General features: G+C 47.1%; 29 protein-coding genes and 1 pseudogene. All 30 read left to right on the top strand.

Going from position 1 to position 23,621, the window contains the following annotated elements; all coding sequences use genetic code 11:
* A partial coding sequence (locus ACZM6M_RS17035; protein ID WP_489490617.1) for a DUF5688 family protein occupies nucleotides 1-828 on the top strand: 828 nt, incomplete at its 5' end.
* 50 nt (nucleotides 829-878) lie between these two features.
* Nucleotides 879-1,859 (top strand): DNA adenine methylase, encoded by a 981-nt coding sequence (locus tag ACZM6M_RS17030; RefSeq protein ID WP_489490618.1) that lies wholly within the window; start codon nucleotides 879-881, stop codon nucleotides 1,857-1,859.
* Complete coding sequence (locus ACZM6M_RS17025; protein WP_489490616.1) at nucleotides 1,856-2,116, top strand: hypothetical protein; 261 nt, start codon at nucleotides 1,856-1,858, stop codon at nucleotides 2,114-2,116. The genes ACZM6M_RS17030 and ACZM6M_RS17025 overlap by 4 nt, the downstream gene beginning before the upstream one ends.
* Complete coding sequence (locus ACZM6M_RS17020) at nucleotides 2,113-2,391, top strand: AbrB/MazE/SpoVT family DNA-binding domain-containing protein (protein ID WP_002593826.1); 279 nt, start codon at nucleotides 2,113-2,115, stop codon at nucleotides 2,389-2,391. The genes ACZM6M_RS17025 and ACZM6M_RS17020 overlap by 4 nt, the downstream gene beginning before the upstream one ends.
* A 4-nt stretch (nucleotides 2,392-2,395) precedes the next feature.
* Nucleotides 2,396-2,956, top strand: coding sequence for a hypothetical protein (locus ACZM6M_RS17015; RefSeq protein ID WP_002593825.1), 561 nt, complete (start codon nucleotides 2,396-2,398; stop codon nucleotides 2,954-2,956).
* A gap of 16 nt (nucleotides 2,957-2,972) precedes the next feature.
* Entirely contained in the window at nucleotides 2,973-3,533 is a 561-nt protein-coding gene (locus ACZM6M_RS17010) for a YodL domain-containing protein (RefSeq protein WP_489490615.1), read from the top strand.
* An 87-nt stretch (nucleotides 3,534-3,620) separates the two neighbouring features.
* On the top strand, nucleotides 3,621-3,947 hold the full coding sequence (locus ACZM6M_RS17005; protein WP_489490614.1) for a SpoVG family protein: 327 nt from the start codon (nucleotides 3,621-3,623) through the stop codon (nucleotides 3,945-3,947).
* 48 nt (nucleotides 3,948-3,995) lie between these two features.
* A complete protein-coding gene (locus ACZM6M_RS17000) occupies nucleotides 3,996-4,235 on the top strand; it encodes a DUF6133 family protein (RefSeq protein WP_002593822.1) in 240 nt (79 codons plus the stop codon).
* On the top strand, nucleotides 4,219-4,695 hold the full coding sequence (locus ACZM6M_RS16995) for a prepilin peptidase (RefSeq protein WP_002593821.1): 477 nt from the start codon (nucleotides 4,219-4,221) through the stop codon (nucleotides 4,693-4,695). Before ACZM6M_RS17000 ends, ACZM6M_RS16995 begins: the two co-directional genes overlap by 17 nt.
* Nucleotides 4,696-4,844: 149 nt before the next feature.
* Complete coding sequence (gene cpaB, locus ACZM6M_RS16990) at nucleotides 4,845-5,705, top strand: Flp pilus assembly protein CpaB (RefSeq protein ID WP_117472002.1); 861 nt, start codon at nucleotides 4,845-4,847, stop codon at nucleotides 5,703-5,705.
* Nucleotides 5,706-5,708: 3 nt separating this feature from the next.
* On the top strand, nucleotides 5,709-6,521 hold the full coding sequence (locus ACZM6M_RS16985) for an AAA family ATPase (protein ID WP_489490613.1): 813 nt from the start codon (nucleotides 5,709-5,711) through the stop codon (nucleotides 6,519-6,521).
* Nucleotides 6,515-8,161: an ATPase, T2SS/T4P/T4SS family gene (locus ACZM6M_RS16980; RefSeq protein WP_002593818.1), complete on the top strand. Its 1,647-nt coding sequence runs from the start codon at nucleotides 6,515-6,517 to the stop codon at nucleotides 8,159-8,161. Before ACZM6M_RS16985 ends, ACZM6M_RS16980 begins: the two co-directional genes overlap by 7 nt.
* Complete coding sequence (locus tag ACZM6M_RS16975; protein WP_055650602.1) at nucleotides 8,158-9,087, top strand: type II secretion system F family protein; 930 nt, start codon at nucleotides 8,158-8,160, stop codon at nucleotides 9,085-9,087. Before ACZM6M_RS16980 ends, ACZM6M_RS16975 begins: the two co-directional genes overlap by 4 nt.
* A 2-nt stretch (nucleotides 9,088-9,089) precedes the next feature.
* Nucleotides 9,090-9,962 (top strand): secretion protein F, encoded by an 873-nt coding sequence (locus ACZM6M_RS16970; protein WP_489490612.1) that lies wholly within the window; start codon nucleotides 9,090-9,092, stop codon nucleotides 9,960-9,962.
* A gap of 17 nt (nucleotides 9,963-9,979) precedes the next feature.
* Entirely contained in the window at nucleotides 9,980-10,390 is a 411-nt protein-coding gene (locus ACZM6M_RS16965; RefSeq protein ID WP_489490611.1) for a DUF4320 family protein, read from the top strand.
* A gap of 22 nt (nucleotides 10,391-10,412) precedes the next feature.
* The gene (locus ACZM6M_RS16960) at nucleotides 10,413-10,958 is read left to right on the top strand and encodes a hypothetical protein (RefSeq protein ID WP_489490610.1); all 546 of its coding nucleotides are present in this window, start codon (nucleotides 10,413-10,415) and stop codon (nucleotides 10,956-10,958) included.
* 81 nt (nucleotides 10,959-11,039) lie between these two features.
* The gene (locus ACZM6M_RS16955; RefSeq protein WP_055650603.1) at nucleotides 11,040-11,648 is read left to right on the top strand and encodes a DUF6550 family protein; all 609 of its coding nucleotides are present in this window, start codon (nucleotides 11,040-11,042) and stop codon (nucleotides 11,646-11,648) included.
* Between the two features lie 96 nt (nucleotides 11,649-11,744).
* A complete protein-coding gene (locus ACZM6M_RS16950) occupies nucleotides 11,745-13,448 on the top strand; it encodes a DUF8193 domain-containing protein (RefSeq protein ID WP_118652545.1) in 1,704 nt (567 codons plus the stop codon).
* 46 nt (nucleotides 13,449-13,494) lie between these two features.
* Nucleotides 13,495-13,830, top strand: a complete 336-nt coding sequence (locus ACZM6M_RS16945) for a DUF3852 domain-containing protein (RefSeq protein ID WP_002593811.1) — start codon at nucleotides 13,495-13,497, stop codon at nucleotides 13,828-13,830.
* Nucleotides 13,831-13,840: 10 nt separating this feature from the next.
* Nucleotides 13,841-14,860 (top strand): DUF4259 domain-containing protein, encoded by a 1,020-nt coding sequence (locus ACZM6M_RS16940; protein ID WP_118652547.1) that lies wholly within the window; start codon nucleotides 13,841-13,843, stop codon nucleotides 14,858-14,860.
* A 17-nt stretch (nucleotides 14,861-14,877) separates the two neighbouring features.
* Complete coding sequence (locus tag ACZM6M_RS16935) at nucleotides 14,878-15,780, top strand: conjugal transfer protein TrbL family protein (RefSeq protein ID WP_118652549.1); 903 nt, start codon at nucleotides 14,878-14,880, stop codon at nucleotides 15,778-15,780.
* A gap of 15 nt (nucleotides 15,781-15,795) precedes the next feature.
* Nucleotides 15,796-16,170 (top strand): DUF7768 domain-containing protein, encoded by a 375-nt coding sequence (locus ACZM6M_RS16930; RefSeq protein ID WP_118652551.1) that lies wholly within the window; start codon nucleotides 15,796-15,798, stop codon nucleotides 16,168-16,170.
* A pseudogene (locus ACZM6M_RS16925) lies at nucleotides 16,167-17,891 on the top strand (DNA cytosine methyltransferase). Before ACZM6M_RS16930 ends, ACZM6M_RS16925 begins: the two are co-directional and overlap by 4 nt.
* Before the next feature lie 110 nt (nucleotides 17,892-18,001).
* Nucleotides 18,002-18,352: a 4-oxalocrotonate tautomerase gene (locus ACZM6M_RS16920; protein ID WP_287638439.1), complete on the top strand. Its 351-nt coding sequence runs from the start codon at nucleotides 18,002-18,004 to the stop codon at nucleotides 18,350-18,352.
* Nucleotides 18,353-18,420: 68 nt separating this feature from the next.
* Nucleotides 18,421-18,681 carry a hypothetical protein gene (locus tag ACZM6M_RS16915; RefSeq protein ID WP_287638438.1) on the top strand — a complete coding sequence of 87 codons (261 nt, stop codon included), beginning with the start codon at nucleotides 18,421-18,423 and terminating at the stop codon, nucleotides 18,679-18,681.
* Nucleotides 18,678-19,277, top strand: a complete 600-nt coding sequence (locus tag ACZM6M_RS16910; RefSeq protein ID WP_002593804.1) for a hypothetical protein — start codon at nucleotides 18,678-18,680, stop codon at nucleotides 19,275-19,277. Before ACZM6M_RS16915 ends, ACZM6M_RS16910 begins: the two co-directional genes overlap by 4 nt.
* A 17-nt stretch (nucleotides 19,278-19,294) precedes the next feature.
* Complete coding sequence (locus ACZM6M_RS16905) at nucleotides 19,295-21,124, top strand: VirB4 family type IV secretion system protein (protein WP_118652557.1); 1,830 nt, start codon at nucleotides 19,295-19,297, stop codon at nucleotides 21,122-21,124.
* 15 nt (nucleotides 21,125-21,139) lie between these two features.
* The gene (locus ACZM6M_RS16900) at nucleotides 21,140-22,183 is read left to right on the top strand and encodes an amidoligase family protein (RefSeq protein WP_002593802.1); all 1,044 of its coding nucleotides are present in this window, start codon (nucleotides 21,140-21,142) and stop codon (nucleotides 22,181-22,183) included.
* A 71-nt stretch (nucleotides 22,184-22,254) separates the two neighbouring features.
* The gene (locus tag ACZM6M_RS16895) at nucleotides 22,255-22,719 is read left to right on the top strand and encodes a gamma-glutamylcyclotransferase family protein (protein WP_044944792.1); all 465 of its coding nucleotides are present in this window, start codon (nucleotides 22,255-22,257) and stop codon (nucleotides 22,717-22,719) included.
* 53 nt (nucleotides 22,720-22,772) lie between these two features.
* The coding region (locus tag ACZM6M_RS16890; RefSeq protein WP_489490609.1) for a C40 family peptidase at nucleotides 22,773-23,621 on the top strand (849 nt) is incomplete at its 3' end.

Genomic DNA, 23,621 nt, shown 5'->3' with positions numbered 1-23,621 from the left:
CTTTTATATCTGGAATCCTATTATCAGGAGCTTGAGAACGGAAAGAAGCTTGAAGATGTGTGGCAGAACATCGCTCGGGATTATCAGAAGTGTCAGGAAACGGCAATAACCATAGATGGCATTTCCAGTAAAGAATGGGATTATGAAACCATAAAGAAGGGGTTGACCGTCTATGTCCGAAATGCACAGGAAAATGTTGATTTTCTTGCAGATTGTCCTCATGAAATACGTGAGGATCTGGCACTGGTTTATGGATTTCATGTGTTGGTGGACGGAGAAAAGGACGGAAGTGCCATTATCAATTATGACAGGCTGAAGTGGCTGGGAGTCAGCGAGGAGCAATTAAAGCAGGATGCCTGGGAAAACATGAAGCAGAGCAATCCTCCTTGTTTTTTGGATTTACAGGATATGCTGGCAAAAATGTATTTTGACGAACCGGGAGATGTCAAGGCCGGTAGTTTGGAACATTTAGAGGATGTGGATCCCAATGCAATGATGTATGTTCTGACGAATTCAAATCAGGTCAATGGGGCGGTTTATATGTGTGATGAAGAAGTAATGTCTCTTATTGCAGAAAAGCTGGGATCAGATTTAATCGTGATTCCGTCATCGATTCATGAAACGATTATTCTAAAAGAAACAGAGAATATGAGCGTAAGAGAATTGAATGCGATGGTAGAGGCAGTAAATGCGGAAGCCGTGAATCCACAGGAAAGGCTGGGGAATTTTGTTTACCGATTTGATAGGGAGGCCCAAAGACTGGAAAAAGCAGTAGAACAGGCAGAGGAGCTGGATTTTGAACCTGGGATGTCACCGGTATTTGCGTAGGACTCAGTTATATGTTTCACGAGTATTGCGGATGTTAGGAGGGATGCAGAATCAACAGTTTTATTTCATGGGTTGGCGGAAAGAAAGCACTCCGCAGCCTGATTTACACGATGTTTCCTGCAAGTTATGACCGGTACATTGAGGTGTTCGGCGGAGGTGGTTGGGTACTGTTTGGAAAACCACCAGATGACCGGTGTATGGAGATTTATAATGATTATAACTCTAACTTGGCAAACCTGTTTTATTGCGTCAAGAACCGCACGGGGGCATTCCTTAAGGAACTCGGATTTCTTCCGTTAAACAGCAGGGATGAATTTACAGTAATCCGTAATTTTATTGAAAAGCAGGAACCGGATACCCGATTTTTAATTGAGGAGCTGGAGCTGGCAGAGAAGCATCTGATACCGCCGGATTATGAGGAAGTGAAAAAAATCCTGCTGGAAAATGCAGAGGTAACCGATGTAAAACGGGCGGCTGCATTTTTTAAACTGATCCGGTACAGCTATGGAAGTGGCTGCACGTCCTTTGGCTGCCGTCCGTTTGATGTGAGGAACTGCTTTGACACCATTTGGCAGGCATCCCGCAGGCTGGCAGATACCGTAATAGAAAATAAAGACTTTGAGGCACTGATTCGGCAGTATGACCGGGATAGTGCCTTTTTTTATTGCGATCCGCCCTATTATGAGACGGAAGGTCATTATGCAGTGGTATTCCGAAAAGAGGATCACAAACGGCTCCGAGACACTCTGACAGGGAGCAGGGGGAAGTGGATGGTCAGCTACAATGACTGCGATTTCATCCGGGAACTGTATGCAGGATATTTTATTACAGCCGTTACCCGCATCAATAACCTGGCCCAGAGGTATGAGGGCGGTTGTGAGTTTCCAGAGGTCATTATTACCAATTATGATCCTGGTGAGAGGGAGCGGTCAAAACCAAGACAGTTGGATTTATTTGGAATGTGGGGAGATGGAGAAACGGATCATTATGAGATCCGGGAAGAAATCTGTCCGGAAAGAGAGGTGCTATGAGAACAGAAAACAAGAGAAAAACAATGGTGCAAAAAAAGGAAAACGATGTCCTTTCTGTGCCTAGTGAACTGTTATTGACGGCTGGGATTCCGCTTGATTGTGATTTGATGATAGAAACAGTCCCCGGAGTGATTCTGATTGGTATTGAGGCTCCGGTACAGACGGTTTGCAAACCCTATCTGAAGGTGTTCGATGAGCTGGGGATTGAACCCAATGAAGTGGAGGCATTGATGGGAAAGGAGAAAAGGACCAGATGAGTAAACCGATGTATCGTTTAGTTGATGGAAAGGGACGTGTCCTGATTCCAAAATCTATGAGGGAAGCGGCAAAGCTGGAGTATGGGGATATTGTTTGTCTGGGAATGGCGGGTGGAAAAATTACAGTCCGGAAGGTAGAGGTTATCGAGGTGGGAGATCAGTCTCCGGAGGCAGTGGAGGCATATGTCCGTACTGCATTTCAGTTTATGCCGGACAGCCTCCGACTGGATCTGATCGGAGAACTGAGCAGACTGCTGCAGAAAAAGGAGGGGTAAGATCATGCAGGAATTCACAGAAAAGGATTGTATGCAGACAGAAAAGGAGGCATCTATCCAGAACCGGGTGGTGGTTCTTCCCTCAAAGGTATTACCAGAGCATTACACGGGGCAGCTTTTTTTCTGTACGAATATCCAGAAAACAGAAAATCCCAGACATTCCATTGCCCATCTGGTTTCCTTATCTACTGGGGAGGCATGGCACTGCTGGAACAGGGATGTGGTTGGTGTGCTGCGGCCAGAACTGTTGGGGGAAAAGGAACGGCTCCAGCTCTCCCAGATCCGTCCATTTGGGGCGCTGGATTTACATGGACATTCCCCAGAATATTCTGGATACAGTTTTCTGCCGGATGGACGCTATGCGTCAGGGGTATGGCTGGCAAATCCAGAGGAAGTATGGAGCTATGTAATGATGCAGAAGGACTACCAGTATCGGATTTTGATCTGCGACAGGGATGATTTTGCCGTACTGGAAATGTTAGAGGGAAGGATGATCTTTCCCGATGTGCAGAGTCTGGAACAGTTTCAACAGGCACAGAAGGACGGGGGGATGGAGATGATTTAGAAATGAGGGAAGGGAAATGAAGCAGATTCAGATTGAAAATGGAGTGATCCGGTATTATGGGAACCGGGTAGGTCGTGTGACGGAAGGATGTGCAGTAGTGGATCCCATGTTTCAGAATGAAGCATTAGAAAGCTTCCTGCGTAAGCAGAGGAATATCCAAAAAATTCAGTGGCAGGACGAGATCTACGACCGGTTGGCAAATAGCCAGGAAGATATGGAATCGGCAAAGGGGTTAAAAGATGTACGCATCTGGCAACTGAGAGGAGATGTGGATGTGCATATGAAGTTCCTTGCACTTTCCCAGATGGAGCAGCAATATGGCTCCCCCAAGCCGGATTTTTATATCAAAGTCTATGAAGGGGCATCTGACACCAATGACCTGGAAGAACTCTATGATAAATTCCGGTATCATCCGCCGTCCGGTTATACAGGTCATGGGCTATCCATTAGTGATGTGCTGGAACTCTATGATGAAACAGGGAGTTCCTTTTTTTATGTGGATCGCTATGACTTTAAGAGAATTGATTTTACAGAGTCGCAACCGGCGGAGGAATTCATACACACCATGCAGTTTTAGCAGGCAGTTTTGTCTGTCTGCTTGACTGAAATAGATCCAGAAAGGAACGGTTTATGAGCAGAAAAAAACAAAGGAGGAAGAATCAGTATGCCAGATTTAGACGTTCGGATTACATCTATGTATCCACCAGGAGTACAGGGCGGGATCAGAGCCTATGCATCCGCCACGATCGCCGGATGCTTTGCCGTCCGGGGAATCAAAATCGTCGAGGGAGGTAAGGATGGGCTTTTTATGTCTATGCCCAGCCGGAAAACACAGGATGGATACAAGGATATCTGTTTTCCTGTGACGGAGGAATTCCGCAACGAGCTGAAACAAGCGATATTGGGAGCGTATGGAGAGGCACTGTCCATGGCACAGGCATCTACCTTACAGACAGCACCCCCTCAAAATCCAGGGCAGAACATGGTCTGATTTAAGGGGTACAGAGAACAAAAACAGAAAATCAATGGAGGAGATCAAATGAAGAATATTAAAAGACAGCTGGTAAATTATCGAAATGCAATGGTTATGCATATGTGGAACGTAAAAAACAAGCTTCAGGATACATCTGGTGAGGGATATGTGGACACAGCCATTAAGATCCTGATCGCAGTTGTGCTGGGAGCACTGCTTCTGGCAGGTCTTTATGCACTGTTTAATGATACCGTACTTCCTACACTGGTACGCAGGGTGCAGGAAATGTTTGACTATAGCGGTTGATATGGAGATCAGGATATCGCTGCTTCAGGCAGTACAGGCAGTGCTTTTTTTCTCGCTGCTTATTGCGGTTTCTGCCTGGGATCTTCGGTACCGGATTATTCCGGACCGATTCCAGGCAGGGATTGCCCTGCTTTCCTTTCTGAACTTTGCACCCAGACAGCTGTTTGGAGCTTTAGGGGCAGTGCCATACCTCATAGTTGCATTATTTTGCAAGAGGGAAGGTGGAATTGGCGGCGGTGATATCAAGCTGGCAGGAGCAACCGGCTTGGTACTGGGACTTCCTGCAAGCCTGACTGCTTCCTGTTTAGGACTGACAGGATTTGTGATGTATGGTTGTATGGTCTGCCTGTGGAATCGGTTCAAGGGAAAACGAGATAAAGAAGCATTTCCTGTGGGACCGTTTCTGGCAGGAGGAGCGGCAGCCGTTTATTGTATGAGATTAGGAGGATGGATGATATGAAGAAGAAATTATGGATCATGGTTTGTGTTGCAGTGCCGCTTACAATGATTGCGGCCATCATATACCACAACAGAAAATAGGTAGACAGCAGTCAGTGGAACACTGGTTAAAAAGGAACCAAAATAAGGAAAAGAGTTGGAGGAGATGAAATGCGATTTTTGAAAAACAGGACTGTACTTGGTGTGCTTTGCATCGTGCTGTCTTTGATCATCTGTTTTGCAGTTACACCATTGTTTAATAAGGCTATGAGTGAAAAGACGGAAATTGTCCGTGTAGTAAAACCAATTTCAGTGGGAGAAGAAATTACTTCTGACATGGTAAAGACCATAGAGGTTGGCAGTTATAACCTGCCAGATGATGTAGTAAAACATTCGGATACTGTGGTTGGGGCATTTGCATCTGCAGATTTGGCGCCAGGAGATTACATCCTGACATCCAAGATTGCAGAAGAGCCGGCGGCAGAAAATGCCTATCTCTATCATCTGACAGGAGAAAAGCAGGCAATCTCTGTTACGGTTAAGGCATTTGCCAATGGATTGTCTGGAAAGCTAAAGAGCGGCGATATTGTGTCAGTTATAGCTCCAGATTATAGAAAGCAGGGAAAAACGGTAATTCCTGCGGAGCTTCAGTATGTGGAGGTCATTGCTGTGACTGCAAACAGCGGATATGACGCAAATACGGGAGAAGAACTGGAAGATGGAGCGGATCGTGAGCTGCCTGGAACCGTTACCTTGCTGGTAACGCCAGAGCAGTCAATGGTTCTGGCAGAGCTGGAGGCAGATGGAAAACTGCATTTGTCTCTGGTGTATCGTGGGGATGAAAAGAGTGCAGGGCAGTTTTTGGAAGCGCAAAACCAGATATTAACGGAACTGTATCCTCCAGAAGATATGGAAGGAGAAGCGGAAGAAAACGAGGCGCCGGATCATTCTGATAAGGAGCCAGAGGAAACCAAAGCAGAGGAGCAGGAGGAGTCCGAACAGGGCGAAACAGAGGAAAGCGAGGTGGAGTAAGCCTTGAATTTTCTGAAAAACAGTATTTTCAGCAGGGGAGCTGGGGACAGCTCTCCTGACTGGGAACCGGAAAATGAGAATCAAATGCTGGCAGTCTGGGGAAGTCCTGGATCTGGTAAAACCACGACAGCAGTGAAGCTGGCGGCGCGTCTTGCCATGCAGAAGAAGGATGTGGCTCTCCTTCTGTGTGATATGAATACACCGATGCTTCCCTGTATCTGTCCTCCGGGAGACCTGGACGAGGAGCATTCTCTGGGGAGTGTTCTGGCAGCAACCCATGTGTCGGAATCGTTGGTACGCCATAACTGTATTACTCATAAAAAAATACGCCATCTAACGATCCTTGGAATGAGGAAGGGGGAAAATGAATACACATATCCACCTTACGAGCGGACACAGGCAGAGGAATTACTGCAGTGTTTGAGAAAGATCGCTCCCTATATCATCATTGATTGTGGAAGCTGTATTGCCAATGACATTCTTTCGGCCATTGCCTTGATGGAGGCGGATGCAGTGCTGCGGCTGGTAAACTGTGATCTGAAATCCATCAGTTATCTTTCCAGTCAGCTTCCGCTTCTTAAGGACAGTCAGTGGGATGCAGAAAAGCAGTATAAAGTGGCCAGCAATGTATATCCCAATGAGGCCAGCGAACACATTGAACGGGTGCTCGGCAATGTGGCATTCCAGATCCCTCATTCCGAGGAAGTAAAGGCACAGGTTCTGGAAGGGAACCTTCTGAAAGAACTGGTGCTAAAGGACAGTAAGGGGTTTAGAAAAACCATGGAAGCAATCACAAAGGAGGTGTTCGGATGTTAGGGGAAAGACGTAGCAAAGCCGCGTTTTCTGCGGGTTTTCCCGAAGCTGTTCGGGAAGAAACACGACAGGATTCTGGACATCTTCCGGAGGAGATCATGGAAACGGAGGCTTCTTTGGATGGCTTGGATGGAGGGGAGGGGACAGAAGAAAACTTCCAAAATGATAGCCTGTCGGAACAGGCTTGTGAAGGACAGATGCATGGAAAGGAGGATATCTGGTCAGAAGAGGAGGACATAGAGGCTCCTTTGTGTACTCAAAAAACGGGAGGTCGTTCTCTCCGTACCCATGACCTGTTTTTTGCATCAGAGGATGAAGGGCGTGACTTTCAGTCCGTGCTGCAGGAGATACAGGCGTATCTTTCCAAAGAATACAGTAATCTGGTAACCGGAGATGGAAACGAAGAAATAAAAGCACAGATCCGCCGATTTGCCGGGAAGTATATTCAGGATAACCGTATACAAGTACCGGGAAAAACCACGGATGAGCTGATTGATGCGATTTATTCAGAAATGGCAGAGTTCGGTTTTCTCACAAAGTACATCTACGGGGAAGGAATCGAGGAGATCGATGTAAATGCCTGGGATGATGTGGAGGTCCAGTATTCTGGTGGAGTGACAGAAAAATTGAAAGAGCATTTTGAAAGCCCCGAACATGCCATCAATGTCATTCGGCGTATGTTGCATGTGTCTGGAATGGTGCTGGATGATGCGAGTCCAAGCGTTCTGGGACATTTAAGTAAAAATATCCGTATTGCTGTACTGAAGACACCTCTTGTTGATGAGGATGTCGGGGTGGCAGCCTCGATCCGAATTGTGAATCCCCAGAGCATGAAGAAACAGGACTTTATAAAGGGAGGAACGGCAACCAGTCAGATGCTGGATTTTTTATCGGAGTGCATCCGGTATGGAATCTCTGTGTGTGTGGCGGGAGCCACAAGCTCCGGAAAAACCACACTGTTAGGCTGGCTTCTGACCACAATTCCGGACGGTAAGCGTATTTACAGTATTGAGAATGGTTCAAGGGAGCTGGCGCTGGTACGCAGAAAGGATGGGAGGGTAGTCAATTCCGTGATTCATACCTTGACCCGTGACAGCGAGAATGAGAGGCAGAGAGTAGATCAGATTGCACTCCTTGATATGGCGCTACGCTTTAATCCGGACATTATTGTGGTAGGAGAAATGCGTGGACCAGAAGCGAATGCGGCACAGGAGGCTGCCAGAACCGGTGTTGCGGTTGTGACAACCATCCATTCCATGAGTTGTGAGGCAACTTACCGCCGCATGGTTTCCCTGTGTAAACGTGCTGTGGATATGAGTGATGAAACTTTGATGGGATTTGTAACGGAAGCCTATCCGATCATCGCTTTCTGCAAACAGCTGGAAAACAAGGAACGCCGTTTAATGGAAATCATGGAGTGTGAGATTCTGGCAGATGGAACCAGACGATACCGTCCACTGTTTCAATATCAGATTACGGAAAACAGGGTGGAGGATGGAAAGTTTGTAATTGTGGGGCACCATAGACAAATCAACCCAATCTCGGACAGTCTGGCAAGACGGCTGATGGAGAATGGAATGCCGCAGGAAACGCTGGCAGGACTTTTGAATGTAAAAAAGGATAGAGAGGAGGAGAATGAATGACGGCGATTCAGCTATTGGCGTGTGCGGGAATGATCGTGGGTGTATTTTTACTGCTGGGAATGAAGCCAGTGGAGTTTACGGACAGCCTGTTTGGATTTCTATTGAATCCAAAACGAAGTCTGCGGGAAGACATCAGGGAATCATCAGGAAGAAAAAAATCAGGGATTTTGCGCAGGGAACTGGAGGAAGCACAGAACATCCTTCAAATGACGGGCAGGGGGAACCGGTTTTCCATCATCTGCGCAGTTGCTCTGGCACTGTTTTGCGCTGGGGGATCCATTGCTATTTTGTTGGGGAATTTTTTCCTGGCTCCGGTGATGGCAGTGGGTTTTTTATTTCTACCATTCTGGTATGTGAAACTGACTGCCAATCATTATAAAAGGGATGTGTCTGCAGAACTGGAAACGGCGCTTTCGGTCATTACCACAGCATATCTGAGGACAGAAGATATTGTGACGGCGGTGGAGGAGAATATAGCATATTTAAATCCTCCAGTGTCCAGAGTATTTCAGGATTTTCTCATCCAGATTAAAATGGTAAATCCGGATGTTCAGGCCGCCCTTCGGATTTTGCGGGGAAGGATTGATAATGAGGTGTTTCGGGAGTGGTGCGATGCGGTCAGTGACTGCCAGCATGACCGGAGTTTAAAGACTACACTGCCGCCCATCGTATCAAAGCTGTCAGATATGCGGAATGTGAACGCAGAACTGGAATACATGATTGCAGAACCAAGAAAAGAGTTTATGATCATGGTTGTGTTTGTAGTAGGCAATATTCCTCTTATGTATCTGCTGAATCAGGACTGGTATGATGTACTGATGCATACGGTACTGGGACAGTGTATTCTGGCTGCCACTGCGGCGGCTATTTTTATATCCGCTGGCTTTGTAGTGAAACTGACCCGTCCCATTGAATACAGGAGGTAGCTATGGAAGGCTTGTTATTTTTATTCGGGCTGTTTTTAGCTCTGGGACTTTTCTTTTTAACTGCGTCTGTTCTAAAGTTACCTACCATAGGTGCGGCGAAGGCCATGCTGGGTACGGTAAAACAGGAGCGGAAAGCGGCAAAGACATTGGAAACTTATTTTATGATCCTAGCAGTGCGACTGTCTGGTTTCATCCGGATGGATGCATATAAGAGAAGCAGGATGCAGAATGTGTTAAAAGCCAGTGGAATGAATATGACCCCGGAAGTGTATCAGGCGTATGCTCTGGTAAAATCAGGCGCAGTAATTTTGGGGGCGATTCCCTGCATGTTCCTTTTTCCGTTGCTGGTTCCTGTCGTGGTTGTGCTGGCCTTACTTCTTTACTTTAAGGAAAATCAGAAAGCGGATGAAACCTTAAAGGCAAAGCGGGAAGAGATAGAGGGGGAGCTTCCGAGAATGGTGGCGACTATGGAACAGGAACTGAAAGCAAGCCGTAATGTGATCGGTATGTTGGAGCGGTTCAAGGGGAATGCGGGGCCAGCGCTGACTGGAGAGTTAGATATTCTTCTGGCGGATATGCGTTCCTCCAATTATGAAGCGGCGCTGACACGATTTGAGGCAAGACTGAACTCGCCCATGCTGTCCGATGTGGTACGTGGATTGATTGGTGTCCTTCGAGGGGATGACAGCACAGTGTATTTTCAGATGCTGGCTCATGATTTTAAGCAGATCGAACTGCAGAGATTAAAAGCACAGGCACAGAAAATCCCTCCTAAGATCCGTGTTTTTTCCTTTGTCATGCTGGTATGTTTTCTGCTGACTTATTTGGCGATTATCTGCTATGTGGCATTGGAGAGCCTTGGAGGAATGTTTTAGACAGGAAGGAGGAGAGGATGAGGAGTCATCGTTTATGGAGAGCGCTGTCAGAAAGACGGGGCGAAGGATATGTGGATGTGATCGTGCTGGTTTTGTGTGCGGTCATGGTGCTTGCCCTTGCCATGCGTGTGCTTCCGGTTTTTATTCAGAAACAGCAGCTGGATACCTTTGCTACAGAACTGGTGCGTGAAGCAGAGGTAAGCGGGCGCGTAGGTGCAGAGACAAGCCGCCGTGCCGCTGTGCTGTCGGAAAAAACAGGGCTTCATCCGGACATTTTGTGGTCCAATCATGGAAGAATCCAGTTAAATGAAGAGGTTACCGTTACCCTGACGATGGATACAAATATCGGTCTGTTTGGCGAGTTTGCTTCTTTTCCGGTTACGCTTCGCGCACAGGCAGCTGGAAAATCAGAAGTTTACTGGAAATGAGGTGGAGGGATTGCGGAAACGGATGAAAGAGATACTGAGAGACAGTCGAGCCTTCTCATTTCCCATGACCATCGGGATTGTTCTTTCGCTGATTATTCTGATGTGTGGGATTAGTGAGTATTTCCGGCTTCAAGTCATTGCGGCAGGTGTGCGGGAAGCCGTGGAGGATGCTGTCATTTCCACAGTCAATGATAATTATGCAGGTGTGTATCATGGAGTCAGGGAGGGATATTCTGGCAGCTATGTTCCATTTGGAGAGGGAAGCTGGGAAGAAGATCTGAATGAAGGGGACATTTATGATTATCTGGATGAAACCATAGGGACCCAATTGTCTGGTGGCAGGCATGTAAAGTATGCGGATACTGGAACTGCAATGGAGTTTGCCATAGATAGCCTGCAAGTGACGCTTCGGAATGCACCTCTGGCCCCATCGGATCCAGCCCATGCGCAGCGGTTTGAGGCAGATGCCATTGTTAGACTGGAGGTTCCAGTTCGGTTTGGCGGCCGGATTCTTCCATCCATGTGGATCACATTGAAGGTACAGGCTGGATATACAGAGGTGTTCTAGGGAATGACCTGGACTTTGAGAGGATTGTATAGTATGTTGTGCATAACAAAACAGAAAACAGGATAAAGGAGGAGCAGAATCATGAAACTGACAGAGAAGATGAAAAAGAATCTGGCAATTTTGGGCGGCGTGCTCATAGGAATCGGCCTAATCGCTGCCATTGGAATGCAGTTTGGTCCGAAACCGTCCGGTGAAGATGTTCTGCCAGGAACAGGGGAGACGGAAACAGAATTGATTGTAGATCCTGGAGATTTTGAAAAGAAGGAAGAGGAAAGTAAAGTAGTATCCAGAGAAGAAGAGAGCCTTGTGATTCATCCAGGAATCGGAGAAAATCAGGAAACAGACACTCAGGCGGTGGACAGCCGGTCGCCACAGACTGATCAGACAACGCAGAGTATCCAACCAAAACCAACTAAACCAGAACCGCCAAGCAAGGAGATCTTGACAGATCCAACACAAAAACCAGATGGTACAAAGCAGGATACCCCTCCGGTTCCCGTGGATCATGAAGCGGTAGAAAAACCGTCCGAACCGGTAGCAGATCCGGAACAGCCGCAGGCAGGAGATACTTCCGGGAACCAGATCTATGTTCCAGGATTCGGCTGGGTAGAAAACCATGGAGGAGGAGGCTCTGGAACTGCAGCAGAAGATATGTATGAAAACGGGAATAAGATTGGCATTATGGATTAAGACAGAAAGAAGAAGCACCACATCAATGTGGTGTTTTTTCTTTTCCCAGATACCAGGGAAGGAAACAAGGCTTCCTGTGGTTGGAAAGGAGGATACTTGAAACAGAAGAAATGTGTGTTTTTCATAGTCTCAATCTTACTGTCTTTGATACTCTCCATCCAGGTTTATGCAGTAGGGGACGGAAATCTTGATGGGGGCGGCGGAAGTATGGGACAGGGGACCAGTCAGAATTCCTGGTCACCGGGAAATGAAGGGGTGCGGGTTACTGTCATTCGGGCAGAGAGCCATGATCCGGTAACAAGACCGATTGACTTAACAAACAAGCATCCGAATATTGCCTACTCCTTTGGGAAAGTCAGTAAAATGTCTTATACCAGAGGAAGTGCTTTGATGATTGATACCAATCCATATGAGTATGTAAATCCGGCACAGTCTCTACCCAGAATCATCAGCTCGAAAAGTCTGGGGCAGGCAAATATTGAGCAGATTAAAAGTTATTTTACAGATGAACAGGTGGTGCGCAGCATTGCAGGACTGACTGGAATGGATTTTGACACACTGGTGGGAGGGGAGTATAGGCTCTTATTGGAGCCGATCAGTTTTCTTAAATTTCAAGGAACCCTGATTGCAGTTACAGCAACAGAGGCAGCGCTCTATGATGAGATGTTAAGTGGTGGGCTTCGTGCTGTCCTTCCAACAGTGGCATTTCAGAATCTACCACTTTCTATGTTTTTGGAAATACCGGATCTGGGATATCCGGCTTGGGGAGGTCCTACATCGGGAATCCGTTCCAACAGTGAAATAAAAAGTTCCCTGGGACTTGGCATTGTACGGTTTCGGGATGTGCCACCAGAGGAACCGGAGATCACGACCTATGATTATGAGTATAGGACTAACACGGAAGTGATTACGGCAGTAGAGGTAAGCGGAGGACAGAGTGATCCGGATCATCCGGTATCCGTAACATTTTCCGTAGGAGGAAGAAGCTACGAGGTGGGAGAGGTATATTATCCGTCCGGCGACAGTCAGCTGGCTTGGATCCGCTGGACAACACCGGAGCAGCCTCAGACTATGACGATGACCGTCCGTGTGCGGGGCGGAGGAGGAACAAGTAAAGGAACTCTTCACATCAAGGTTGTGGATCTGGATGAAAATCCACCGCCAGATCCCAATGCGGATGACCGGAATGACGGGTTTACAAGACCTTCGGTTCCTTCCAATGCAGAAGTAACCTCTGCATCCTGGGGTGTGTGGAGGCCATGGTGGAGGGAATACTGGGTATGGCACAGCGGGGATGAGGATGATGACGGGTACTGGTGTGACCATGGCTGGTGGGAGTTTGACCTGGACCGATACTCCGCAAGCCTGACTGCAGATATGAGAATTACAACCGATGAAAAGTCCCCTACCGCTACGGGAAGGACGATGAAATCCGGTTATGGCTTCCAGGAAAAGGTAACAACTCATGTCAGCACCAATCAGAGTTCTGCAGTGACATCTGCGCAGAATGCGGTGACTTATTTTCCGGAATTTCAGTATGAGAGGTTTTGGAGGCTTTTGGAACGGATGAATGGCGGCTATGATATGACCCATGAGTTTAAGAAAAATGGTTACAGTACCTATGAGAGGAGAACGCATTTTACACCAATTTGGTATCCGGATGGAAGCTATACGCCATATACATGGTTGTTGGATTGCTGGACACCGGCTGGGATGCTTTCCATGAATCTGACCGATTCCATTACCATTGACGGAAACCTATGGAGTGACTGGCACATCGCACCGCAGAACCCAGAGTAGGGGGAGTTTTTGCAGGAAATTACACAGGAATAGGAGGAACATTTTAATGAAAACAAAGAAAATCATAACATCTGTTTGTACAGCCGCAGTTTTCGCAAGCCTAATCTGTATGCCGGCATATGCGGCTTCCGGGGACGTGGCCGGGGCGATTGAGGGAACCTGGCAGACGGCATCCCAACAGATCAAAACAGTTGTCGATCATGTTGTATTTCCAGCCATAGATCTGATCCTTGCCGTGTTCTTTTTTGGAAAACTGGGAACGGCATACTTTGATTATCGGAAACATGGGCAGTTTGAATGGGCAGCACCGGCAATTCTGTTTGCCTGTCTGGTATTTACACTGACTGCACCGCTTTATATCTGGCAGATTCTTGGAATTTAGGAGGTATATCATGGGATGTTGGGGAATTACTGCGTTTGAGTCCGATGCTGGACTAGATGCCATCAGTCTCATACGGAAACATCTTCCGGAACAAGGGGATGTAGAACTCCGGCAGATGCTTGCCTGTCTGAAGGCAGATTCTTGGAATGCCCCTCCGGAAGTGTCAGAAGGGGTGTCTCATACAAGCCCAATGGCAGTGGCAGAACTAATTGTAAAATTCCAGGAGAAGGATTTTTCTGCACTGGATGGAATCAGGGGGGATAAGAAGTTTTCCTCCCTGTCTTCTTTTACAGCATCGAAAGAATCCCTTCAGTGGGTAAGGGAATATCTGTCGGAAACTCTTTTTTACAGCCGTAAATGTGCAAAAGAGCAGGAGAAGTCGGGAGTTTTGTGGGGCGGCTGGTTTCAGGAACGGGATTGGAAGCACTGGCAGGCGCATATGGAAAAACTGATTGGAAGGATGGATGAACTGCTTACAAGAGAGGGAGAAACAGTTGCATTATGGACAGGAAGCATTTGCCAGAAGGTGGAACCGGGAAAAATGGCAGGAAAGAAAGAAGGGGAAGAACGTGAGAACCCACATAGGTCGGAGGAGGAAAGCATGACATTTTTTGAAAGGGAACTAAAAAAAATGTTTGGAACGGGAGCGAGCTTTTCAGAACCAAGGTTTGTCGGGAATTGTTGTTATGGAAGGCTGACGGATCAGATTCGTGTCAAAATCAACTTTCAGACAGGCATGGTTGCGGATCATTATGACCGATTGAAAGTGACCCTTTTGAATCGGAATGAAGGAACGATCGACAGCATGGTTGTGAAATTTGGAGATGTGTGGGGTCTGAAAAAAACGACTAATCCCAACTTCCGCGACGGGGTAAATCCCCATATCTGGTCCTATGGAAAGGAGATCGGCTGGTATGTATATCAGCCCGGAAAAGAGGATTATAAAGTACTCAGTGAAGCGGTAAAGACCTATCTGCAAGTATTTCAGGAACCGGAGGAAGCTATGCAAATGGGACAGAAGATGTGTTAAGGGGAGGTGGTTAAAACTTGTTTATCTGGGATTTTGTTGCAGACACGGTTCTGGGACAGATCATTGACTGGCTGTATGGTCAGATTGTTGGATTTCTGGGGGATTTTTTCATGCAGATGGGAAGCATGGGGGCTGAACTGTTCGAAATGAGCTGGGTACAGTCTGTTGTGCTTCTTTTTTATTATCTGGCATGGGCACTTTATGTGACGGGAATCGTAGTGGCAGCCTTTGAATGCGGAATTGAATATCAGAATGGCAGGGGAAGCATACGCGATACTGCCCTGAATGTAATCAAGGGATTCCTGGCAGCCAGCCTGTTTACGACTGTTCCAGTGGAGCTTTATAAGCTCAGTATTTCACTTCAGGGGAGTTTTACAGCTGGTATTACAGGATTGGGAGAAGATATTGGGACAGTTGCGGCAGGGATTGTGCAGTCTCTTCAGGATGCTGCTACCTGGCAAGAAGCTGCTGTATCTGGAGTTTTTGGTGGAATCGGAAGTATCAGCAGCCCGATTTTTATGATCTTTCTCTTGATCCTCATGGGTTATGCGGTAATCAAAGTATTCTTTGCGAACTTAAAACGGGGCGGGATCCTTCTGATCCAGATTGCAGTAGGGAGCCTTTATTTATTCAGTGTGCCAAGGGGATATATTGATGGATTTGTTGGCTGGTGCAAGCAGGTAATCGGTCTGTGCCTGACCGCATTTTTACAGGCGACGGTCCTGATCGCAGGTCTGATGGTCGTTAAGGATCAGGCACTGCTTGGTCTGGGACTTATGTTATCGGCAGGTGAGATTCCGCGGATTGCGGGGCAGTTTGGGTTGGAAACGGGAACCAAAGCAAATGTGATGGGAGCAGTCTATGCAGCGCAGGGAGCTATGAACCTAACAAGGACGGTTGTGCAAGTGGTTTCTAAGTAGAGAGGACGGTGAAGGATGGAACGCAACAAACTGGTGTATATTGCATCTCCGTATTCTGGAGATGTTGAGCGGAATGTAGCATTTGCAAAGGCAGCCTGTCGTTATGCCATGAACCAGGGGGTTACGCCAATTGCCTCCCATCTGCTATATCCGCAGATGCTGGATGATGGAGTCCCAGAAGAGAGGAAGCTGGGAACAGATATGGGGCTTCGGATTTTGAAGGTGTGTGAGGAAGTCTGGGTGTGTGGAAGTGAACTGTCTTCAGGAATGGAACAGGAAATCCGTGTAGCAAGGCAGCTTCAGATTCCGCTTAGACGGGTCAGCGAACAGGAGATTGGATGGGAACTATGTGAAGCACCGATACAAAAGGGAATGGAGATGGGCGGATGATGACACTGGGGAGCCTGTTTGACGGGATTGGAGGATTCCCTCTGGCGGCAGTTCACTGTGGAGGTGTGCCGGTATGGGCCAGTGAGATAGAACCGTTTCCCATGAGGGTAACCAAACTCCGGTTTCCAGATATGATCCATGTAGGGGACATTACAAAACTGGATGGAGCAAAATTGCCGCCTGTGGATGTAATCTGCGGAGGCAGCCCCTGTCAGGATTTGTCAGTAGCCGGATTACGGAAAGGATTGGCAGGGGAGCGCTCCGGTCTGTTTATGGACCAGGTACGCATAGTAAAGGAGATGAGAGCAGAGGATGAAAGACGAGGGGTATCAGATGACTTTATTCGACCTCGATACCTCGTTTGGGAAAATGTCCCTGGAGCATTCAGTTCCGCAAATGGAGAAGATTTCCGGGCGGTCATCGAGGAGATTGTCCATATCAAGGACAGTACCTGTCATGTGCCTCGACCTGACACCGGGCGCTGGGAATCTGCTGGGGCTGCCATTTTGGGAGATCAATTCAGCCTGGCTTGGAGAGTCTTGGATGCTCAATACTGGGGAGTCGCCCAGCGCCGCCGTAGAATCTTCCTTGTCGCAGATTTTGGAGGACTCACCGCACCAAAGATATTATTTGAGCAGGAACGCCTGCTTGGGGATCCTGCGGAGGGCTAAGGTCAGGGGAAAGGAGTTACCACCACAGCTGGAAACAGCTCTGCGGATTCAGGCGGGAGTAGAGTAGCAGAGGAAAAACAGGTGGATATTTTTGCGTTTCATATTAATCAGAGGGAAGAAACGATCAACCTCAACGGAATATCCGGAGCTTTGATGGCAACGACCAATATGCAGATGCAGACCTTTGTGGCAGAGGGGATGAGGAAGTTTGAAAGTGCAGAAAAAGAAGAAGAGTGTCTGTGCCTCAATGACCAAGGAGGAGAGCGTATGGATGTTTCGGTCGATGTAACAGCAACCCTGCGGGCAGGGATGAGTGGTCATCCGCCTCTGGTGATGGGCATCCAGCAGGGGAGTGCTGGGACAGAGGAAACTCCGGATCCAGCTCTTACAGAGGAGGCAGAAACTGGCGGGAACAATCAGCAGATTCTGTTTGAGAATCACGGGATTGATGCCAGATATACAGGTCCGCATGAGGTGGCCCCTACCATGTCAGCCCGGTATGGAACAGGAGGAAACAATGTCCCACTGGTCTCAGATATGCCGGAGAGTTATTGTATTGCCGGAAATATCATTGATCGGGAAGTACAAAATGGAGGAAATGGTCTGGGATGCCAGCCGGATATTTCCTATACTCTTACGAGCGCAGACCGTCATGCAGTGTTCAGCCGCCAGAGAAGTGATGAATTTCTGCAAAATCGGGTAACAGCGACTCAGAGCGCCAGACAGCATAAGGATGCTACGGATCTGGTGTGTGAGCCGTATCAGAATACGGTAGGAACCATTGGATATACAGATCATAAGGGGATTAATAATCAATATGTCAGCGAAGATAAATGTATTGTTGAGAACCGGAGACTGATCCGGAGGCTGACGCCTTTGGAGTGTGAACGGTTACAGGGTTTTCCGGATCACTGGACAGATATCCCTGGTGCCTCGGACAGTGCCCGTTACAAAGCTCTTGGGAATAGCGTAGCGATACCGTGTGTGGATTTTGTTCTCCGTGGTATCGCTTATTTTTTTCGGAAGATGAAGGAGGAGAAAGAACCATAAGATTGGTAGTTCTGCTTCCGTTTTCAGGTAATCTTTGTTGGGTATCGTCATAGCTATCTCATCTCTTTATGGATATACTTGGTTTGTAAAAACGAGGAAAGGAGAGTCAAATGGAAGAGCGTAAGAAAAATTTATGCGCCATGATTCCAGAATCCCTGCATAAGAAAGTGCGGGAAGAACAGGAAGAATGGGGAATCAAGCTGAACGAGTATATGGAACGGATTCTAAAAGACCACTTTGAGAAGGGAGAAAGAGAGATGGCAAACGGAACCAGGACACTGGCATTTCAGGTATCAGAGGAGTTTTTTCAGAGGTTAAAAAAATACCTCAAAAAGACAGGACAGAGCCAGAAAGAATTTGTGATCGGACTGATTGAAGATGTACTTTCGCAGGAAGAACATGTAGTATCTGGAGAGATGCAGGATACAGGGGGAAAGGCAGAACTTGAGGAAACTGAATAAGAGGAAGGATCGAACATACCGCCGGCAGAGCTTCATCATGCCGGCGGTTATTATTTGGAGGTGATCGGTTGTATATTTATCCGGACCATTTGAAATCAAAAGCAACACTTTGGTTATGGCAGCTTCGGGACATTGGGATTCTTGGTATTTGCGGATTGGTCTCCATTTTAGCAGCTACGCAGGCGGGATTTATGTTCCCTTGTGTTCTGACAGGGGTATATGGATTTCTGACGATCCGTTTTGAAGATACCAGCATTCTGGATTTTATCCGGTATGCCTGTGCGTATTTTTTTTTGCGTCAGCAATTTTTTGAGTGGAGGTATGAATGAGCAGGGAGAAAAGAAAAGCGAAAAAAGAGGCAGAGAAGCGCCTCTCCACACGGCAGTTCATTGGTGCAAAGGAGATTACAGACTACAGTCTGGTGACCTACGGACAGGGGGAGCTGGTGTATTTTATTGTAAAACCAACGAATATTTCTGTTTTGTCCGAATCTAGTGTCGGGGCAAGAATCTATGCTCTTATGACTGTACTAAAAGGAGTAGCAGAGATTGAGATGCTGTGTCTAAACAGCAGGGAAAGTTTTGAAGACAACAAGCGGTTTCTGAAAAGTCAGATGGAGCAGGAAGAGAATCCAGTCATACGCCGTCTTTTGGAACAGGATCAGACCCATCTGGACCGGATTCAGGTGCAGATGGCGACAGCCCGTGAATTTCTGATTATGCTGCGGTTAAAAGATGAAAAGGAATCGGATATTTTTCCGTACCTTTCCAGGATTGAAAAATCCCTGAAGGAACAGAGTTTTTCTGTTAAACGGGCAGATAAAGAGGATATCAAACGTATCCTGGCTGTTTACTATGAGCAGAACGTGACCACAGAGAAGTTTGAAGACTTTGACGGGGAGCGGTGGATCATACCAGAGATTTAGAGTGAGGAGGAGATGACTTGAAAAAAGGAAGAACAGCAGTTGATGACAGGGAAGATAATGTGCGTATCCAGGAATTTCTGGATATGATTGCCCCGTCTGTCATTAAATTTGAAACAGATCATTTTATTTGTGGTAACACATATCGTTGTGTCTGGGCACTGCGGGAGTACCCGACTGCTACGGAAGAGCAGGCAATTCTCTCACATTTAGGGGAGAAAGATGGTGTAACCTTGCGGATCTATACCCGTCATGTGACACCCGTTGAGGAGCGGAAGATCATCAGTAATGCAGCCAACAAAAACCGGATGGATCGGAGCAATACCAGTGATTTACAGCAGACTGTTCTGGCTGAAAGTAATTTACAGGATGTAACTACCATCGTAGCCCAGATGCATCGCAACCGAGAACCCCTCCTCCATACGGCAGTATATCTGGAGTTGTGTGCCCATGATCTGGAGCATTTGAAGCTTCTTCAGACAGAAGTACTAACGGAACTGATCCGATCAAAATTGAATGTAGACCGACTGATCCTCCGTCAACAACAGGGGTTCCGGTGTGTAATGCCAAGCGGTTATAACCTGTTTAAGGATCAGTTTGAGAGAGTGCTTCCGGCCAGCAGTGTGGCGAATCTGTATCCCTTTAACTATTCAGGAAAGACGGATCCTCACGGGTTCTATATTGGGAGAGATAAATTTGGGAGTAATGTACTGGTGGATTTTAACCGGAGAGCAGATGATAAGACGAATGCCAATATCCTGATTCTGGGAAACAGCGGACAGGGAAAAAGCTATCTGCTTAAATTGCTGCTGACGAATTTAAGGGAGTCCGGAATGCATATCTGCGCTCTGGATCCGGAAATGGAGTATGAAGATCTGACCAATAATCTGGGAGGGTGTTTTATCGACTTAATGAGTGGGGAGTTCATGATCAATCCTCTGGAACCGAAAACCTGGGACGAAGCGGGAAGCCCGGAGGATCTGGATGCACCTCAGACCTTTCGCATCCGGTCCAGATTATCCCAGCATATCAGTTTCTTAAAGGACTTTTTCCGAAGCTACAAGGATTTTTCCGACAGGGAAATCGATGTGATTGAGATCATGCTGCAGAAGTTATATACCAGATGGGGGATTACAGACGAAAGTGATTTTGAATGCCTGGCTGCGGAGGATTACCCAGTTCTCTCCGATCTTTATGCGTTCATTGAGGAAGAATATCAGGGATTTGACGAAAACAGAAGACAGCTTTATACAGCAGAAATGATTCAGAGTATTCTTCTTGGGCTGAATTCTATGTGTGTGGGAGCTGAGAGCAAGTTCTTTAATGGACATACCAATATCACCGATGATGGCTTCATTACCTTTGGGGTAAAAGGACTGTTACAGGCCAGCAGGAGCCTTAAAAATGCATTGCTTTTTAATGTGCTTTCGTTTATGAGCGATGTTCTTTTGACACAAGGCAATACGGCAGCCAGTCTGGATGAGTTTTATCTGTTCCTTTCCAACCTGACTGCAGTAGAGTATGTTAGAAATTTTATGAAGCGTGTGCGAAAAAAAGATTCTGCAGTTATCATAGCCAGCCAGAACCTAGAGGATTTTAATCTGGATGGCGTGAGGGAGTATACCAAGCCGCTGTTTTCCATCCCGACGCATCAGTTTCTGTTCAATGCGGGGAGCATTGATGCCAAGTTTTATACGGATACCCTGCAGCTGGAGGATAGTGAGTATAACCTGATCCGGTATCCACAACGGGGAGTCTGCCTGTATAAATGTGGAAATGAGCGATATAACTTAATGGTAAATGCCCCGGAACACAAAGCCAGACTGTTCGGAAAGGCAGGAGGACGCTAAAAGGGGAGACTATGAATGGAGTTAAAGGAGCAGAAATTTGGCATTGAGATTGAGATGACCGGCATTACCCGTGCGAAAGCGGCTGAGGTAACGGCAGAGTATTTTGGAACTAGAGTCAAATATCTGGGAACCTATTACGATACCTATGCAGCCATTGACACGGAGGGGCGGCAGTGGAAGTTTATGAGTGATGGGAGTATAACAGCGCAGAAAAAATCGAATGGGAGAAAGATCAATGCAGGGAGAGAATATCAGACGGAGATGGTAAGTCCCATCTGTCGCTATGAGGATATTGTGACGATTCAGGAGATCATCCGGAAGCTGAAAGAGCATGGGGCACTGACGAATGGAAGCTGCGGTATCCATGTGCATATCAATGCGGAACCGTTTGATGCCAGAACCCTTCGTAATATCACTAATATCATGGCAGCCAAGGAAGATCTGATCTATAAAGCTCTGGGGGTGTCCGTGGATCGACAGCATCGGTGGTGTCAGCCAGTAGACACACGATTTTTGGAAGAATTAAACAGAAGAAAACCAAAGAGTATGGAGGCAGTGGAACGGATCTGGTATAACGGGGAGAGCCGCAGAGACCAGCATTATGATGATAGCCGCTATCATTGTCTGAACCTTCATTCTGTTTTTCAGAAAGGAACAGTGGAATTTCGTCTGTTCAATGGGACGCTTCATGCAGGCAAGATTAAGGCCTATATCCAGTTTTGTCTGGCGATTGGCGCCCAAGCGCTGAATCAGTCCTGCGCCAGCAGAAGAAAAACTCAGACCAGCAATGAGAAGTATACATTCCGCACTTGGCTTTTACGGCTAGGATTAAATGGGGAAGAATTCGCCACAGCTCGTCAACATCTGCTGGCAAATCTGCCGGGCTGTATTGCCTGGAAGGATCCGGCTCAGGCGGAAGCACAAAAGGAAAGAATGCGACAGAAGCGGGAGAAGGAATTGGCAGAACGGATCCAGAGACAGGAAACCATTCATCCAATTGAGGAATTAGAATCAGCTGGGGAAGCACAGGAATCCCCGGCTTTTTGTATGCGAATGTGACAGGAGGAAGCAAATTGAAAGGAAAACAAAGACTTTATATTGCCTATGGGAGCAATCTGAATCTGGAGCAGATGGCATTTCGTTGTCCGACTGCGAAGGTAGTAGGAAAGAGTGAATTAAAGGATTACGAACTGTTATTTCGGGGAGGCCGCAGGGGGGCTGTGGCAACCGTAGAACCTAAAGCAGGGAGTACTGTGCCGATACTGGTCTGGGAGATTCAGAAGAAAGACGAGGCATCGCTGGATCTTTATGAAGGGTATCCGAATTTCTATGATAAGCAGATGCTGGAGATTGAACTGGATGGAAAAATTGTTCCGGCCATGGTTTATGTGATGACACCAGGGCATTCATTTGGAATTCCCTCTGACTATTATTCCAATGTAATCTGGCAAGGGTACGAAACGGCAGGGTTTGAAACCCAGTTTCTGGAGGACGCAATCGAACATGCTTATCAGCTTGTACAGAAACAGGAAAGAGAGGGAGACTTCTATCAGCAGAGCCTGTTTCATATGGGGGGCTATGATGGAATGAAATAAATCCTGATGCGTCAGATGAATATCTCGATAAAAAGTGTGGAAGGAGTGATTTTATGGCCGTCTCAGCTGCCGCTGTGACAGCAAAACTGGTAGCGCTTACCCTATCTGACCGGAATGGGCGGACTGTGGTTTTTTCTGTTATTGCAGCATTAGTAACCCCTGTTATTTTAATTGCCACCATGATTATGTGCACGCTTTCTGGGACTGTAGACCATAACATTTCTGCTGTCCAGCTGTCCTTTCATGGAGGGTATTTGTCCTCAAAGGTGCCAGCAGAGTATCGGATGTACATCGAAAATATGCAGGACAGTTTTGAAAAACTGGATGGGGTGTTAAATGAAATTAATGGTATGGCAGAAGCCGAAGAAGTAGATCCCTACCAGGTAAAAGCGATTTTTTATGCCCTGTTTTTTGGTAAGGAGCACCCTCGGATGGATGAGGGGGACTATCGGGCATTCGCAGATTGTTTTGTAGAGTATGAGGAGAGGGAGGATGAAGAGGGAGAAACCTATACAGTTGCAATTCCAATCCAAAGCCTGAATATGGTCTACGGAAATCTTGCTGCAGAATTAAACCAGGAGGTTTCTCTGGAAGATAAAACGAATGTACAGCGCATCTATATGCTGGCAAAATACGGTGTGAGTGTACCAGGTGGAAACGGTCTTCCTCCCGGACAGGCTATGGGAGATGGGAGTTTTTCCGCGCTGATGGCAGAGGCAACCCGTTATATTGGTTATCCCTATGTATGGGGCGGTAGTTCTCCAGACACCAGTTTCGACTGCAGTGGATATATCTGTTGGGTCTACACGAGATCCGGGGTGTATCACCTTTCCCGAACAACAGCTCAGGGGATTTATGACCAGTGTGCGATTGTGTCAAGAGAGGAAGCTAGACCCGGAGAT

The organism is Enterocloster sp. (genome assembly GCF_057861365.1).
The sequence above is the reverse complement of the archived record's forward strand: the minus strand, read 5'-3'. Positions and strand labels throughout refer to the sequence as shown.

Excerpts from the sequence above, each read along its gene's own strand:
- ACZM6M_RS17025 (WP_489490616.1), top strand. The coding sequence starts at position 1,856 with ATGAGAACAGAAAACAAGAGAAAAACAATGGTGCAAAAAAAGGAAAAC.
- ACZM6M_RS17020 (WP_002593826.1), top strand. The coding sequence starts at position 2,113 with ATGAGTAAACCGATGTATCGTTTAGTTGATGGAAAGGGACGTGTCCTG.
- ACZM6M_RS17015 (WP_002593825.1), top strand. The coding sequence starts at position 2,396 with ATGCAGGAATTCACAGAAAAGGATTGTATGCAGACAGAAAAGGAGGCA.
- ACZM6M_RS17010 (WP_489490615.1), top strand. The coding sequence starts at position 2,973 with ATGAAGCAGATTCAGATTGAAAATGGAGTGATCCGGTATTATGGGAAC.
- ACZM6M_RS17005 (WP_489490614.1), top strand. The coding sequence starts at position 3,621 with ATGCCAGATTTAGACGTTCGGATTACATCTATGTATCCACCAGGAGTA.
- ACZM6M_RS17000 (WP_002593822.1), top strand. The coding sequence starts at position 3,996 with ATGAAGAATATTAAAAGACAGCTGGTAAATTATCGAAATGCAATGGTT.
- cpaB (WP_117472002.1), top strand. The coding sequence starts at position 4,845 with ATGCGATTTTTGAAAAACAGGACTGTACTTGGTGTGCTTTGCATCGTG.
- ACZM6M_RS16980 (WP_002593818.1), top strand. The coding sequence starts at position 6,515 with ATGTTAGGGGAAAGACGTAGCAAAGCCGCGTTTTCTGCGGGTTTTCCC.
- ACZM6M_RS16975 (WP_055650602.1), top strand. The coding sequence starts at position 8,158 with ATGACGGCGATTCAGCTATTGGCGTGTGCGGGAATGATCGTGGGTGTA.
- ACZM6M_RS16970 (WP_489490612.1), top strand. The coding sequence starts at position 9,090 with ATGGAAGGCTTGTTATTTTTATTCGGGCTGTTTTTAGCTCTGGGACTT.
- ACZM6M_RS16965 (WP_489490611.1), top strand. The coding sequence starts at position 9,980 with ATGAGGAGTCATCGTTTATGGAGAGCGCTGTCAGAAAGACGGGGCGAA.
- ACZM6M_RS16960 (WP_489490610.1), top strand. The coding sequence starts at position 10,413 with ATGAAAGAGATACTGAGAGACAGTCGAGCCTTCTCATTTCCCATGACC.
- ACZM6M_RS16955 (WP_055650603.1), top strand. The coding sequence starts at position 11,040 with ATGAAACTGACAGAGAAGATGAAAAAGAATCTGGCAATTTTGGGCGGC.
- ACZM6M_RS16945 (WP_002593811.1), top strand. The coding sequence starts at position 13,495 with ATGAAAACAAAGAAAATCATAACATCTGTTTGTACAGCCGCAGTTTTC.
- ACZM6M_RS16940 (WP_118652547.1), top strand. The coding sequence starts at position 13,841 with ATGGGATGTTGGGGAATTACTGCGTTTGAGTCCGATGCTGGACTAGAT.
- ACZM6M_RS16930 (WP_118652551.1), top strand. The coding sequence starts at position 15,796 with ATGGAACGCAACAAACTGGTGTATATTGCATCTCCGTATTCTGGAGAT.
- ACZM6M_RS16920 (WP_287638439.1), top strand. The coding sequence starts at position 18,002 with ATGGAAGAGCGTAAGAAAAATTTATGCGCCATGATTCCAGAATCCCTG.
- ACZM6M_RS16910 (WP_002593804.1), top strand. The coding sequence starts at position 18,678 with ATGAGCAGGGAGAAAAGAAAAGCGAAAAAAGAGGCAGAGAAGCGCCTC.
- ACZM6M_RS16900 (WP_002593802.1), top strand. The coding sequence starts at position 21,140 with ATGGAGTTAAAGGAGCAGAAATTTGGCATTGAGATTGAGATGACCGGC.
- ACZM6M_RS16895 (WP_044944792.1), top strand. The coding sequence starts at position 22,255 with ATGGCATTTCGTTGTCCGACTGCGAAGGTAGTAGGAAAGAGTGAATTA.